General features: G+C 53.3%; 13 protein-coding genes and 2 pseudogenes. 7 read left to right on the top strand and 8 right to left on the bottom strand.

Features of this window, described 5'->3' with window-relative positions; genetic code table 11:
* Window positions 1-184 (top strand): hypothetical protein (locus HMPREF2907_RS13340; protein WP_210388604.1); only part of this gene is annotated, 184 nt, incomplete at its 5' end.
* A gap of 164 nt (window positions 185-348) precedes the next feature.
* Window positions 349-972 (top strand): 16S rRNA (guanine(527)-N(7))-methyltransferase RsmG, encoded by a 624-nt coding sequence (gene rsmG / locus HMPREF2907_RS10235; protein WP_003759807.1) that lies wholly within the window; start codon window positions 349-351, stop codon window positions 970-972.
* Between the two features lie 158 nt (window positions 973-1130).
* On the opposite strand, the gene HMPREF2907_RS10240 is transcribed toward rsmG, so the two are convergent.
* The 3 genes from HMPREF2907_RS10240 to HMPREF2907_RS10250 all read right to left on the bottom strand — a co-directional run bounded on the left by HMPREF2907_RS10240 (window position 1131) and on the right by HMPREF2907_RS10250 (window position 3783).
* Window positions 1131-2555, bottom strand: a complete 1425-nt coding sequence (locus tag HMPREF2907_RS10240; RefSeq protein ID WP_070682608.1) for an alanine/glycine:cation symporter family protein — start codon at window positions 2553-2555, stop codon at window positions 1131-1133.
* Between the two features lie 331 nt (window positions 2556-2886).
* Entirely contained in the window at window positions 2887-3105 is a 219-nt protein-coding gene (locus tag HMPREF2907_RS10245) for a hypothetical protein (RefSeq protein WP_029609416.1), read from the bottom strand.
* An 18-nt stretch (window positions 3106-3123) separates the two neighbouring features.
* Window positions 3124-3783 (bottom strand): C40 family peptidase, encoded by a 660-nt coding sequence (locus tag HMPREF2907_RS10250; protein ID WP_070682609.1) that lies wholly within the window; start codon window positions 3781-3783, stop codon window positions 3124-3126.
* 170 nt (window positions 3784-3953) lie between these two features.
* On the opposite strand from HMPREF2907_RS10250, the gene HMPREF2907_RS10255 reads away from it, so the two are divergent.
* Both HMPREF2907_RS10255 and hslO read left to right on the top strand, forming a co-directional pair.
* Complete coding sequence (locus HMPREF2907_RS10255; RefSeq protein ID WP_070682610.1) at window positions 3954-5597, top strand: ABC1 kinase family protein; 1644 nt, start codon at window positions 3954-3956, stop codon at window positions 5595-5597.
* A 159-nt stretch (window positions 5598-5756) separates the two neighbouring features.
* Window positions 5757-6662, top strand: a complete 906-nt coding sequence (hslO, locus tag HMPREF2907_RS10260) for an Hsp33 family molecular chaperone HslO (RefSeq protein ID WP_070682611.1) — start codon at window positions 5757-5759, stop codon at window positions 6660-6662.
* A gap of 244 nt (window positions 6663-6906) precedes the next feature.
* Here the strand turns inward: hslO and mscL are convergent, their stop codons facing one another.
* Window positions 6907-7350 carry a large conductance mechanosensitive channel protein MscL gene (gene mscL, locus HMPREF2907_RS10265; RefSeq protein ID WP_045075311.1) on the bottom strand — a complete coding sequence of 148 codons (444 nt, stop codon included), beginning with the start codon at window positions 7348-7350 and terminating at the stop codon, window positions 6907-6909.
* Window positions 7351-7632: 282 nt separating this feature from the next.
* Window positions 7633-8420: pseudogene (fabI, locus tag HMPREF2907_RS10270) on the bottom strand (enoyl-ACP reductase FabI).
* A gap of 201 nt (window positions 8421-8621) precedes the next feature.
* Here fabI and orn point away from each other — a divergent pair.
* Window positions 8622-9170, top strand: coding sequence for an oligoribonuclease (gene orn, locus HMPREF2907_RS10275; RefSeq protein ID WP_070656341.1), 549 nt, complete (start codon window positions 8622-8624; stop codon window positions 9168-9170).
* 373 nt (window positions 9171-9543) lie between these two features.
* Window positions 9544-10827, top strand: coding sequence for a tetratricopeptide repeat protein (locus tag HMPREF2907_RS10280; RefSeq protein ID WP_318259119.1), 1284 nt, complete (start codon window positions 9544-9546; stop codon window positions 10825-10827).
* 89 nt (window positions 10828-10916) lie between these two features.
* On the opposite strand, the gene HMPREF2907_RS10285 is transcribed toward HMPREF2907_RS10280, so the two are convergent.
* Both HMPREF2907_RS10285 and rnhB read right to left on the bottom strand, forming a co-directional pair.
* Window positions 10917-11876, bottom strand: a complete 960-nt coding sequence (locus tag HMPREF2907_RS10285; protein WP_070682613.1) for a bile acid:sodium symporter family protein — start codon at window positions 11874-11876, stop codon at window positions 10917-10919.
* Between the two features lie 199 nt (window positions 11877-12075).
* Entirely contained in the window at window positions 12076-12666 is a 591-nt protein-coding gene (rnhB, locus tag HMPREF2907_RS10290) for a ribonuclease HII (protein ID WP_070682614.1), read from the bottom strand.
* A gap of 84 nt (window positions 12667-12750) precedes the next feature.
* On the opposite strand from rnhB, the pseudogene HMPREF2907_RS13345 reads away from it, so the two are divergent.
* Window positions 12751-12816 (top strand): annotated as a pseudogene (locus tag HMPREF2907_RS13345) (transposase); the annotation flags it as partial.
* Window positions 12817-13327: 511 nt separating this feature from the next.
* Here HMPREF2907_RS13345 and lpxB read toward each other — a convergent pair.
* Window positions 13328-14476, bottom strand: a complete 1149-nt coding sequence (gene lpxB, locus HMPREF2907_RS10295; RefSeq protein ID WP_455018933.1) for a lipid-A-disaccharide synthase — start codon at window positions 14474-14476, stop codon at window positions 13328-13330.
* Window positions 14477-14486 lie beyond the last annotated feature (10 nt).

The raw sequence follows: 14486 nt of genomic DNA on the forward strand, positions 1-14486 counted from the left end.
CCGTAGCGTGGGCTTTGCCCGCGACATGAGCGCAAAAACAACGGACGGATTCGGATTGCCAGACCACAAATTTCGTGGGCATAGCCCACGCTACAACTCGCTCAAAAAATTAAATACCAACCGCTCCTCGAAAACACCTAAAGGTCGTCTGAAACCCGTAGCGTGGGCTTTGCCCGCGACATGAGTGCAAAAATAACGGACGAATTCGGATTGTTAGGCGGCAAGTTTCGCGGGCATAGCCCACGCTACAACTCGCCGTCCCGACAACCTTATCCCCGCCCGCCCACGCCTTTCAGACGACCTTTTTTTCCGCTACCATAACGCCCGACACAAACACGGACAAACACCATGACCCCGACACAGCAACTCCAATCAGGCATACAGGCATTAGGTTTGGACCTATCCGCAGAACAGCAAACCCTGCTGCTCGCCTATACCGGCCTGCTCAAAAAGTGGAACAAGACCTACAACCTCACCGCCCTGCGCGACGAAGCGCAAATGGTCAGCCACCACCTGCTCGACAGCCTGACCCTGCTCCCCTACCTCCAAGGCGCGCACACTATGCTGGATGTCGGCTCCGGCGGCGGACAGCCCGGCATTCCCGCCGCCATCTGCCGCCCCGACCTCAACATCACCCTTCTGGACGCCAACACCAAAAAAACCGCCTTCCTGCAACAAGCCGTCATCGAACTCGGACTAAGTAACGTCCGCGTCGTCAGCGGCCGCGTCGAAGCCGTTCAAGACTTACAAGCCGACATCATCACCAGCCGCGCCTTCGCCGAACTCGCCGACTTCGTCAACTGGACGGCACACCTGCTGAAAGACGGCGGCCGCTGGGTCGCCATGAAAGGCGTGTACCCCGAAGAAGAAATCGCCAAACTCCCCGACACCGTCGCCGTCGAACGCGTCGAAGCCCTCCACGTCCCCGGCTTGGATGCAGAACGGCATATGGTGGTTTTGAAGAAGGTTTGAGCCTTCCGAACGTTGAGTCTGAATATTGCAAAGGTCGTCTGAAAACCCGAAACAGGGCTTTCAGACGACCTTTGTATGTATGCGGAAGCATAAGCGCAGGCGTTTTGCCATTTCAGTCCGCTATAAAAAACCGCCCCATTACAGGGCGGTTTTTTGATTTACCAAATATCGGATTTGATTTTGCGTTTCAAGCCCGGATGTTCGGAAAGTTTGAAGACGGGGTCTTTGCCCATTTTCAGTTTCGACGTGTAGTCCCTCAACAACAGGAAGGCAAGCGGAGAGAGGAGCAAGATGGCGACCAGGTTGATCCATGCCATCGTACCCATCGCCATATCCGCCATATCCCAAACCAGCGGCACGTTGGCGACTGCGCCGAAATATACCCAGCCCAATACCATCATACGGAACAAGGCGGTCAGCAGCCAATGGCTTTTGATGAACTGAACGTTTGATTCGGCATAGGCATAGTTGCCGATGACGGTAGAGAAGGCAAACATAAACAGAATGATTGCCAAGAAATCCGCGCCCCATGCGCCGACTTGGCTGATAATCGCCGCTTGGGTCAGCTCTGCGCCGCTCAAATCGCCGTAAGGTTGTTGGTAAACCAAAACGATAAACGCCGTGCAGGAACATACGATAATCGTATCGACGAATACGCCCAGCATTTGAATCATACCTTGGGAAACAGGGTGTTTGACTTCGGCTGCCGCGGCGGCGTTAGGCGCAGAACCTTGACCTGCTTCATTGGAATACAGGCCGCGTTTGATACCGATCATCATGGTTTGCGAAATCAAGCCGCCGAGCAGGCCGCCGCCGGCTGCTTCAAAGTTGAACGCGCTGTCAAAAATCTGACCGAAGACGTGAGGAATCAGGCTGATGTTGGTAATGATGATGTAGAGTGCCATCAGCAGATACAAAGTCGCCATCAGCGGAACAAGCATTTCGGCAAAGCGGGAAACACGGCGGATACCGCCGAAAATAATCGGTGCAGTCATGATGACCAATGCGACGCCGACCGCATGTTCGTCCCAGCCCCACGCGGCTTTGGCGGTTACGGCGATGGTGTTGGTTTGAACGGCTTCATAAACGAATCCGAAGCAGAAAATCAGGCTCAATGCAAATACGATGCCCAACCATTTCTGACCCAAACCTTGGGTAATATAGTAAGCGGGACCGCCGCGGAAATGATGGTTGTCGTAATCGCGGATTTTGAACAACTGCGCCAGTGAAGATTCGACAAACGCCGAACTCATACCGATCAATGCGGTGATCCACATCCAAAATACCGCGCCCGGACCGCCGCTGCTGATGGCAATCGCCACGCCCGCGATGTTGCCCACGCCCACGCGGCTAGCAAGTCCGGTGACGAAAGCCTGAAACGGCGTAATACCATGCGGATCATCGCCTTGTTGGCGGCCGCCGAGCATCTCTTTGATACTGCGTCCGAGCAGGCGGAATTGTACGAAACCGGTGGCAACTGTGAAAAACAGCCCTGCCCCCAACAGGACATACACCAGCCCTGTCCACATCGGATCATTGATTTTCTGAACCAATTGGTGCAGCGATTCGGTAAAGTTATCCATAAAAAGCCTTTCTAGATACGGCTCTCTGAAGGGATAAACCTGTCAAAGTGCCGCAAAGCTGTTTTCAGACGACATCGGGATAATACCCAACGCCAAAACGCGCTATTCTAGCAGACTGTTGACAAACTGAAAAAACTTTACAGTTCCAGCATTGGCATAATCTTGATAAATATCATAGAGTTTCCTTGCATTACACGACACAGGCTCCAATTTGGGCAAGCAAAAAAAGGTCGTCTGAAAGCATATTGGCAGCTTTCAGACGACCTTGCTGTTTAAACGTCCATAAAAAACGGCATGGCAAAAGCCATACCGTCGTACGGGATAATTTCGACTAAGCTTTCCGGTATGGGTTTTCCACACCTTCAATCAAGGCTTGCAGGTATTCGCGCAACTGTTTTTCACTGCATCCCATCAGAAGCGCATCTTCAAATGCGTCTTGCGCCGCCTGATAAAGCTCGGTCATGTTCTCGGTCATGACTTTTACTTTTTCGGTGCAGGATACGATTTGCCCGTCGTCATCATACCATTTGGGCATTTCAGGCATACTCACGTTGGTGCTTTCCTAGACTTAATTGAGAAAACGGGACGGATCATTTTTCTTCACGCGGCGTGCAAAGGCGTATTTGGCGTTCCAGTATTTGTTGCTGAGGCTGGTGATTTCAATGCGTTTGCCGGTACGCGGAGCGTGGATGAAACGGTCGTTGCCGATGTAGAGTCCGACATGGGAAATCCTGCCGCGTCCCATCGTGCGGAAAAATACCATATCGCCCGGCTGTAATTCGCCGCGGGATATGCCGACACCCATTTTTGCCTGTTCGGCGGAAGTGCGCGGGAGGTTCAGCCCCATTGAGCGTCTGAAGATATGCTGCATAAAGCCGCTGCAATCGAAACCGGTAGATGCTGATGTACCGCCGTAACGGTAGGCAACACCCAAAAGCCCCATCGCGCTGCCGATGAGTTCGTCGGCACTATCCGAACTTCTCGATACACGGACGGGTGCGGCCGAAGCTGAAGGAATGGAATGTACAACGGGAGTTGCCGCGCGCGCGGGTTGGAAATTTATCTGCGGAGCCTGTGCGGGGGCAGGCTGTTTTGCATCTTCAAATTGGTTTAAAACCTGCTGCCTGTTTTTAACGAACACGTCCAGTTCGTCGGCGTTTGCAAAATGAATGCCGGACAGCATACAGGCCGAAACCAATAGTGCCGCCAGCCTGGATAAGGCTTTCATGTTTGACTGATTCCATTTTCAGACGACCTGTCTGCCGCCTGCTATTATGTTATTCTGTATCTGGGATATGCAGGCGATTGTATATAAAAAACAGGATGTTTGGCAAAAAAGCGTCTGTTATATTGCGTTAAAGCGTTGTTTATAAAAAAATTTGCGAAGACACTCAACTGATGATGATACCCACTCTGCTCGCTATGCGCGACTTTTCCAGAATGCGCGAAATTATTACCGTACTGACGAAATACGGCTTGGGCGGCTTTGTTCAGCGTATCCGTTTGGGCGCGGCGAGCGGGGACGAAGTGCATCCCGACAGCCGTTATATGAGTACGCCGCGACGCTTCCGCAAAGCGTTTGAGGAGCTGGGTCCGACCTTCGTCAAGCTCGGTCAGGTATTGTCCACGCGGGTCGATATTTTCGGTGCGGAGTGGATTGAAGAGTTCGAACAACTGCAAAGCAACGTCGCGCCGATACCGTCGTCTGAAATCTATACTTTGGTCGAAGCCTATCTGGGCAAACCCGTTTCCGAAGTGTTCCGCAGCATAGACCCGAAACCCGCCGGCAGCGCATCGGTAGCGCAGGTACACCGCGCCGAACTTTTAGACGGAACCGCCGTCGCCGTCAAAGTCAAACGCCCCGACATCGAGCCGATCATTCAGGCGGATTTGCGGATTTTGAACCACCTCGCCAGACTGATGGAATCCGAAATCCCCGAAGTGCGCCGTTACCAGCCGGTATTGATGGTCGCCTATTTTGCCAAGAGTCTGGCGAAAGAAACCGATTTATCGGTGGAGCTGCGCTATATGCAGCGCTTCGGTCAGACCTTTTCAGACGACCCTTTGGTCCGCATCCCCGCCGTCTATCCCGACATTTCCAACCGGCACATCCTCGTACAAGACTACATCGGCGGCACGCTGCTGAAAGACGCCGACCTTGAAACCATGCCCCATACCTTGCGCAGCGCGCTTGCCGGACGGATTACCGACACCCTCTTCACCATGATGCTGCGGCAAGGCTTTTTCCATGCCGACCCCCATCCCGGCAACATCTTCATCAACGACAACGGCGGCATCACCTTCATCGACTTCGGGCTGGTCGGACACCTCGGCAACACACGCCGCCGCGAAATCCTCAACCTCATCAACGCCCTGACCAACAACGACGCGCTGCTCATCCAATACGTCCTCAGCGACTGGGCGCAGGGCGATTTGCCCGACGAAAACCTGCTCGGCGCAGACGTCTTGGAAATGCTGCTCAACTACGAACACACGCCCATCCGCGACCTGCGCGTCAGCCAAGTCATCAACGACATCACCTCCATCATGCGCCGCCACGGGCTGACCCTGCCCGGCGACCTCGTGATGCTCTTCAAAACCCTCATCACCCTCGAAGGCGTCGTCAAACGGCTCGACGGCAGTATCGAACTGCTCGAACGCGCCAAACCCATCACCGAAGCCGCCGTCAAAGAACAAGCCTCCGCCGCCCACATCGCCCGCAACGCCAAAACGCAACTGCGCACCCTGTTGCAAATGGCGGAGTCGCTGCCGCAAGACTTCTTCAGGCTGACCAGAATGCTGCAAAAAGGCAAATTCGGCATCACCCTAGACCTCAAGCAGTCAGACCGCATCAGCCATCAAATCGACAGCGCCGCCAACCGCCTGACCATGGGCATCGTTACCGCCGCCCTGATTATCGGTTCGTCCATCGTCATGAGTATAGACACCTGCCCCAAGTTTATCGGCTTCGTCGGCTACCTTATCGCCTTCGCCAACAGCCTGTGGATTATCTGGTCGGTGTGGCGGTCGGGGAAGCACTAGCTGCACGTTTACTCAGATAATCAATCAGCTCAAAAACAAACAGGTCGTCTGAAAACCAAGGGCGCAGGATTCGCCAAAACGTTTTCAGACGACCTTGATTTCCCTGCGGACGCAACCATATAGCCGTCAATCCGTCATCCAGATATAACAGAGGAATTTATGCCGCAAACCCAGATCAACCACGCCGACATCCGCACCCGTTTCATCTTCGACGATATGCCCGTGCGCGGTCTGCACGTCCGCCTTGAAAACGTATGGAAACACATCGTCGGACAAAAACACTATCCCGCCGCCATCCGCCGCGCCTTGGGCGAACTCCTTGCCGCAGGCGCGCTCCTGTCCGGCAACCTCAAAACCGACGGCACGCTCATCGTCCAAGTTCAAGGGCAAGGTCGTCTGAAAATGCTCGTCGTCGAAGCCACTTCCGACCAAACCGTCCGCGCCACCGCACGTTGGGACGAAACCGCCGACATCAACGACGATGAAAGCCTGACCGACCTTCTCGGCGGCAACAGCGTCTTCGTTCTCACCCTTCAGCCCAAAGACGCAGAACCTTGGCAGGGTGTCGTCCCGCTCGAAGGCGGCAGCATCGCCCAAATGCTTATCAACTACACCAAACGCTCCGAACAGCTCGATACCCAAATCGTCCTTGCCTCATCGGACGATGCCTGCGGCGGACTTTTGGTGCAACGCCTGCCTGAGACAGAACCTGACGCGGCATCATGGGAACACGTCGGCACGCTGGCTCAAACCCTGACTCCCGAAGAACTGACCGGGCTGGACGCACAACACGTCCTCTACCGTCTCTTCCACGAAACCCCTCCGCGCGTCTTCGACCCCGAAAATATCGAATTCGCCTGCACCTGTTCGCGCGGAAAAGTCAGCGATATGCTGCTTATGCTGGGCGGCGAAGAAGTCGGCGGCGTGGTCGCAGAACAAGGCAGCATCCAAATCGACTGCGATTTCTGCCATGCCAAATACGTCTTCGACGAAACCGATGTCAACGCCCTCTTCGGTGCCGATGTCGTCAACGCCGTCCTAGACGAAGCCAAGCGTCTGCAATAAACATCAACGCTTAATATTAATTAAGCAAAGGTCGTCTGAAACCGATTTGGAAGGTTTCAGACGACTTTTCTTTAATTGATAGGGTGCAGGCTTTAGGAGAAACAAGCCCGTAACGTGTGTTTCCCATAAGTCCGGACCTTATCGCCTGCTTTAAAATCAAAGGCAAACAGATACAAAAAAGGTCGTCTGAAACGGCATATTAGGCTTCAGACGACCTTTTATTTCAAATCTTCAAAAGATTAGATTATTTTTTGTTCAAAGAGTCGCGGATTTCGCGCAACAGCAATACTTCTTCGCTAGGCTCTGCAGGTGCTTCTTCGGCAGGTGCTTCGGCTTTTTTCATGGAGTTCAACGCTTTGATAACGGCAAAAATCGCAGCAGCAATGATCAGGAAGCTGATAACGGAGTTAATGAACAGGCCGAGGTTCAGGGTAACGGCACCAGCTGCCTGGGCTGCTGCCAAGCTGGCATAGCCGCCTTCCGGAGCAGCTTGAGCGCCGTCTTTCAGGGTAATGAACAGGTTGGAGAAGTCAACGCCGCCGATCAACAGACCGATAGGGGGCATGATTACGTCGTCAACCAAAGATTTAACGATGCCGCTGAACGCAGTACCGACGACCATACCGACTGCCAAGTCGATAACGTTGCCGCGCATAATAAACTGTTTGAATTCTGAAGCAATAGACATAAATGTCCTCCTGTATGTTTGTGGATAATAGAGTGAAATTTTTAAAAAAGCGCATCCGAAGCGACGGACGGACTTTTCCAAACCGGCAGGCATGGTATCGTGTTATTCGTTAAACAAATTTTATAAAAGTTAAAATTTGTTTTTATGACAAAATTCCCGAAATATGCCGCCTTTTATATGAAAAAAGAACCGTCTGAAATAGAAGTGTAACTTTTTTACACCACTTATTCAGACGGATTTTTGCGTAATAAGTTGTCTTTTTCTACGAAATATTACAAATCATTACGCCTCTTCGTCGTTCAGGGCGTTGATGCTGTAACCGCCGTCAACGTAAGTGATTTCGCCGGTAATGCCTGAAGAAAGTTCGGAGAGCAGAAAGGCGGCAGTGTTGCCCACTTCATCGATGGTTACGTTGCGGCCGAGCGGGTTGTGGGAAGCGACGTGTCCCAAGAGTTTGCTGAAATCGGCAATGCCGGAAGCAGCGAGGGTTTTGATCGGGCCGGCGGAAATGCCGTTGCAGCGGATGCCTTCTTTGCCCAAGCAGGCGGCGGTAAAGCGGATGCCTGCTTCGAGGCTGGCTTTGCCATGCCCATGACGTTGTAGTTCGGAATGGCACGAACCGCGCCCAAGTAGCTCAGGGCGACGATGGCGGAGTTTCTGCCGCGCATCATCGGACGGGCGGCTTTTGCCAATGCGGGCAGGCTGTATGCGGAAATTTCGTGTGCGGTGTTAAACGCTTCGCGGCTGATGCTGTCGAGGAAGTCGCCGCTCAAAGCTTCTTTCGGGGCAAACGCGATGGCGTGCACCAAACCGTCGAGGCCGTCCCAATGTTTGCCCAAGTCAACGAAAACTTGGTTGATTTCGTCGTCGCTGGCAACGTCGCAGCGGAATACGAGTTCGGAACCCAATTCGGCGGCCATTTTGCGGACGCGCTCTTCCAGTTTGTCGACAACGTAGGTAAACGCCAAATCCGCGCCTTGTTCGCGGCAGGCTTTGGCAATGCCGTAAGCGATGGAACGCTCGGAAATCATGCCGGTGATCAGGATTTTTTTACCTTGCAGAAAACCCATTTTTTGTCCTTTAAAGTGTGGTATTGCGGTTTGATGAAACTGGGCATTATAGCAAACTGGGGCGGTTTCGGTATAGAAAACAAGAGATAACCTGTCGTCCTGACGGAAAACGAAGGTCATCTGAAACCTTTTGAGACGACCTTTGCACGTCAAATCCCTTATAATGCCGCCCATTGTTTTCAACGGAAAAGGTCGTCTGAAATGACTCAAAACGCAAGCAACCTCTGCTGGCTCGATATGGAAATGACCGGGCTTGACCCCGAACGCGAGCGCATTATCGAAGTCGCCATGATTATTACCGACTCCGATTTGAACGTCTTGGCGCAGTCCGAAGTTTATGTCGTCCACCAAAGCGACGAACTGCTCGACGGCATGGACGAATGGAACACCGCCACCCACGGTCGTACAGGATTAACCCGGCGCGTGCGCGAATCGCAACTCACCGAAGCGGAAGTGGAGCAGAAACTGCTGGACTTTATCGCGCAATGGATTCCCGAAAAAGCCACGCCTATGTGCGGCAATTCTATCCATCAAGACCGCCGCTTCATGGTCAAATACATGCCGCGCCTCGAAGCGTATTTCCACTACCGCAATCTGGACGTATCCACCCTGAAAGAACTCGCTAAACGTTGGAATCCGCCCGTTGCCAAAGGCGTGATAAAACGCGGTTCGCATCAGGCTTTGGACGACATTCTCGAAAGCATCGAGGAAATGCGCTACTACCGCGAAAACTTCTTGAAACTGCCTTAAATCCTTGCCAATACAAGCAACAATACAAAAAGGTCGTCTGAAAGCCTTAAACCCATTCTTTCAGACGACCTTTTTACATTTTGAAAGTCTGTGTAGCGCGCTTACGTCAGTCATACACCCTCCCGAAATCTACGCATCTCCTGCCAAATGCTACCGTATCAATGCGGCAAACCGACAAAAATGCCGGTTCCACATTTCAAGATTCTGAACAAACGCTGACACACAATTACAGAAAACAGTATAATACACTACTCAAAATGCCTATTCCGATGCCATGACCATCATTCCCAAACGATTATCGCTGCAAGATATCGTCCCGACAGAACCCCCTTTCGAGGGCAATCTTCGGGACTTTTTGCCTTTGCGGCAAATCATGGAAGACGGGGACGAAAAAGCAGTATACCGTATGTGCGGCATGCTGCTTGGCGGCAAGGAAAACCGCAGGGCATTATCAGGCGTAGAATACATCGCATCCGGAGGGTTTCCGGATACGGCATACAGGTTGCTGCACTGGAGCGACCGTTTCGGGCTGGCTGCCGACAAACTGCTGGCTGCCTACGCAGATTTCGGCGAACGCGGGTTCTCAGCGGCGCAAACCGCACTGATGCGTTATTACGCAGAACGCAACGACCTGCAATTTCTCTATTGGGCACAATGCGCCGCCCCGCAATCCCCTGAAGCGCAATACCTTATCGCGCGGCAGTATGCCCTGGCGGATAATTGGGAAAAGGCGCTAAATTGGTACAACCAGGCAGCCTCCCAGGGCTGGTCGCAGGCATGCCTGCAATTAGGGAAATCCTTCCTTTACGGCTGCGGCGTTTCTGCCGATTCTGCGCAGGCAGAAGTCTATTTGGAATATGCCGCCGAACACGGCTGGGTCGAAGCACAAATCCTGCTGGCAGATTTATTGGCTGCAAAAGGAAACCAAGACGCCCTGTCTTGGTACAGGCTTGCCGCCGTTCAGGGCAATGCGGCGGCACAAACCGCCCTGGCACGGCAATATCTGACCGGCAAGCTGACCGACCGCGACCCGTTACAGGCATTCAAATACGCCAGAACCGCCGCAGACAGGCAGTTTCCGGACGCGTTATGCCTGATGGGCGACCTCTGCCGCTACGGACTGGGCATACGCCCCGACTTATCCGCCGCGCAACAATACTACCGCCACGCCGCCGCATTGGGCAGCATGGCCGCCGTACAGAAGCTGCTCAGCGAGGCCGCCCTGCACCAACCCGAACATTACGAAAAACTCAAATCCGAAGCCTTGCAGCGTCAGGAAACCGAGCAGCTTTGCCGCTCTGCCGCCGCCTGCCTTGACGGCATCGGACAAAAAAAAGACTACGCGCGCGCACGACAGCTTTATCTGGAAGCCGCCGTCTGCAATCATGCCGATGCAGCAGCCGGTTTGGGCAAAATCTATTATCACGGTCTGGGCATTCCTGCCGATGCCGGTTCGGCGGCGTACTGGTTCGGCATAGCGGCGGAACAAAACCATCCTGAAGCGCAATATTATTCGGCATTCCTCCTCTACCACGGACAAGGTACCGCCATGAATGTTCCCGCCGCCTACGATTACCTTCAGGCGGCAGCAGACAACGGATATGGCAACCCGCAGGAACTCAGGGCAATATTGGAGCAATGGCAGTGCGAACATTGAAGATAAGCCGCCGTTGATTTCCATCCGGCAATAATAAAAGGTCGTCTGAAAAAGTTTTCAGACGACCTTTTGTCTTTTGCCGAACTCTTTTAATCGGATAATTCCGCTTTCGATTCTTTATCTGCTTTCGCCGACCAATAAGATGCAAGCAGCGAGCCGGAAATGTTGTGCCACACGCTGAACAGCGCGCTAGGTACGGCGACGACAGGGGCAGCGGCAAAATGCGCGGCCGCCAATGCCGCACCCAAACCGGAATTCTGCATACCTACTTCGATAGCGAGCGTTTTTTGCGCATCGTACGGCAGCTTGCAGATTTTGGCTGCAAAGAAGCCGAGCAGGTAGCCGATGCCGTTGTGCAATACCACGACACCGAAAATCAACAGCCCGCTCTCAATAATTTTACCTTTGCTCGCGCCGACGACCGCACCGATAATCAACACAATGGCAATCACAGAAACCAAAGGCAAGGCAGCGGTAGCGCGTTCGGTCTGTTTGCGGAACACAGTATGTGCAACCACGCCGAGCGCGATGGGCAGCAACACCATTTGAACAATGGAAACAAACATCGCCTGCGCATTGATGTCGAGCATTTCACCTGCCAAAAGCAGGAAAATAGCAGGCGTCAGCAGCGGAGCCAGCAAGGTGGAAGCCGATGTAACTGCGACGGACAAGGCAACGTTGCCGCGCGCCAAAAAAGTCATCACATTGGAGGCCGTACCACCCGGACAGCAGCCGACCAAAATCACGCCCACGGCAACTTCAGCAGGCAAATTTAACAACTTGACCAAAAAATAGGCAGTCAGCGGCATGATAATGAATTGCGCCGCCACGCCGATAAGGACGGCTTTGGGATGACTGGCTACAATTTTGAAATCTGACGGCATCAGCGTCAGCCCCATGCCGAACATAATGATGCCCAAAAGCCAAGTGATGTAAGGCAGTACCCATTTGAACAATTCGGGGTCGAAGAAAGCAACGGCGGCGCACAATGCCGCCCAAAATGAGAAGGTTTTGCCGACAAAGCGGCTGATTCGTGCAATAGTGTCCATAAATAGTATGTGCGGTATCGGTTGATAAAATTATTGATTAGGAGGACAGTGAAATAAAGTAACACACAAACATCAAAATCTGTTTGGCCGTTGATATTTGTTTCACATCCGTCTAAACGCGAAGCATACACGGCTTTGTAACGGGATGTAAAGAAAAGGTCGTCTGAAACGTTTCAGACGACCTTTAATCCATTCTGCCTCACTCAAACAACCTACCCTGCGCCAGCAACGCCTTCACGGGTGCGAAATCGCGGCGGTGTTCGGGCAGCACGCCGTATTTTTGCAGGGCGGCGAGGTGTTGCGCCGTGCCATAGCCTTTGTGTTTGTCGAAACCGTATTGCGGATAACGTTCGGCAAGCGCGTACATTTCGGCATCGCGCGCGGTTTTGGCGAGGACGGAGGCGGCGGAGATTTCGATGATTTTGCTGTCGCCCTTGACGACGGCTTCGGCGGAAATGCCCAAATCTTTCGGAACGCGGTTGCCGTCTATCAATACCTTATCCGGCACGACCGCCAAACCCTGGACAGCGCGGGTCATCGCCAGCATGGTAGCGTGCAGGATGTTGAGTTCAGCGATTTCTTCGGGCGACGCGGAGGCGACACTCCACGAAACGGCTTGTTCTTTGATCAACACCGCCAAAGCATCGCGCTTCTTCTCGCTGAGTTTTTTCGAATCGGTCAGGCCGTGCAGGTCGTAACGTTCGGGCAGGATGACGGCGGCGGCAAACACGCTGCCGACCAGCGGCCCGCGTCCTGCTTCGTCCACGCCTGCAAGGAGGATGGGAGACATAGCGTTTCAGTGATACGGTTCGGTTAACGGGAGAGGTCGTCTGAAAAGGATTTCAGACGACCTTTTGAATGATATGGCGGGTTCAAATATAGTGGATTAAATTTAAATCAGGACAAGGCGACGAAGCCGCAGACAGTACAGATAGTACGGTAAGGCGAGGCAACGCCGTACTGGTTTAAAGTTTAATCCACTATAAAATAATGTCGGGTTTACTGCCATTATTTTTATCTGTACGGGAGCAGCGACAGTTTTGCATGGAACCAAAGTCCGCCCTGCCCTATTTTTATGCTGTGAAACGTTTTCGCGGGCAAAGCCCACGCTACAAAAATGGGCCTGTCAGTTTCGGTCAGACATTCATGCCCGAAAAGCCATATGGCCGATTCACTTCATTTTTGATACGGCACCTATCGCCCGCCGTCATTCCCGCACAGTCAGGAATCCAGTCCTCAACTTTTCAGAACTATTTAAAGATTGTCGTCATTTCAAATTTTTGAATTCCCGCCTGTGCGGGAATGACGGCGCGTGGTTTTCTGATTTGAATTTACTGCAAAACCATCAGATTCAGCCCGCAGGTCGGACATGCTCTTTATCAGGCAATAAGTATCAGAGGCCGTCTGAAAGCGTAGCTTCAACGAAGTGAAAACGAGTGCAGCGGGTTTCGCTAAAAGCCTGCTTCGGACAATACGGCTTCAGCCGCCAACGCATCGGTATCCTTGCGCAGCAGCAAATGCAGTTCGCGAAAATCCTGTTTCAGCGCGGCGGCGGCTTCGGGGTGGTCGTACCAATAGGCAACGGCGGCGGCGAGTTTTTCCGGCTCGGCATCGTGTTGCAAAAGTTCCGGCACGGCGGCTTTGTCCAACAGGATATTGGGCAGGCCGACATGCGGCACTTTGACTTTGCGTTTCACATAAAAATAGGTCAGCGGCGAAATTTTGTAGCTGATGACCATAGGCCGTTTGCACAAGGCGACTTCGAGGGTGGCGGTGCCGCTGGTTACCAACACGACATCGGCGGCGGTGCAGACGGTATCGGACTGTTTGTCGGTGATGGTAACGGGAATGGCGGAAAATTCAGGCTGCGCCAGAATTTCACCGATGCGCCTGCGGGTGGCGGCGGTGGCGGCGGGAAGCAGGAATTGCGCCTGCGGATAGCGTTTGAGCAGCAATAAGGCCGTCTGAAAAAACAAAGGAGCCATATAGTCGATTTCGCTGACACGGCTGCCCGGCAGCAAGGCGAACACGACAGTTTCGGCGGCCACGCCCAACTTGGCGCGCGCGGCGGCATGGTCGTCGTCCAGCGGCATGGTTTGCGCCATCGGATGACCGACAAACTCGGCTTTGCCGCCCGCATCAAGGTAAAGCTGCGGCTCCATCGGAAACAAACACAGCACGCGGTTGACCTGATGCACGATTTTGTTCACCCGTTCGCGCCGCCACGCCCACACCGACGGGCTGACATAATGAACGGTGGGGATGCCCGCCTTTTTGAGTTTTTCCGCCACGCCCAGATTGAAATCGGGCGCGTCGATGCCGACAAAGACATCAGGCTTGATGCGGATAAGGTCGTTCACCAGCCCTTTGCGGATTTTCAGGATTTCGGGCAGGCGTTTGACCACTTCGACAAAGCCGCGCACCGCCAGTTTTTCCTGGTCGTACAGGCTCTCAAACCCTTCCGCCTTCATGCGTTCACCGCCAATGCCGATAAATTTCGCATCGGGGCGGCGTTGTTTGATGGCACGGATAAGGTGCGCGCCGAGCAGGTCGCCGGATGCTTCGCCGACGCTGATGGCGATCAGTGGGGAATGGTTCATCATCGTTACA

It is taken from the genome of Neisseria sp. HMSC055H02, assembly GCF_001813335.1.
Taxonomy (GTDB): domain Bacteria; phylum Pseudomonadota; class Gammaproteobacteria; order Burkholderiales; family Neisseriaceae; genus Neisseria; species Neisseria sicca_C.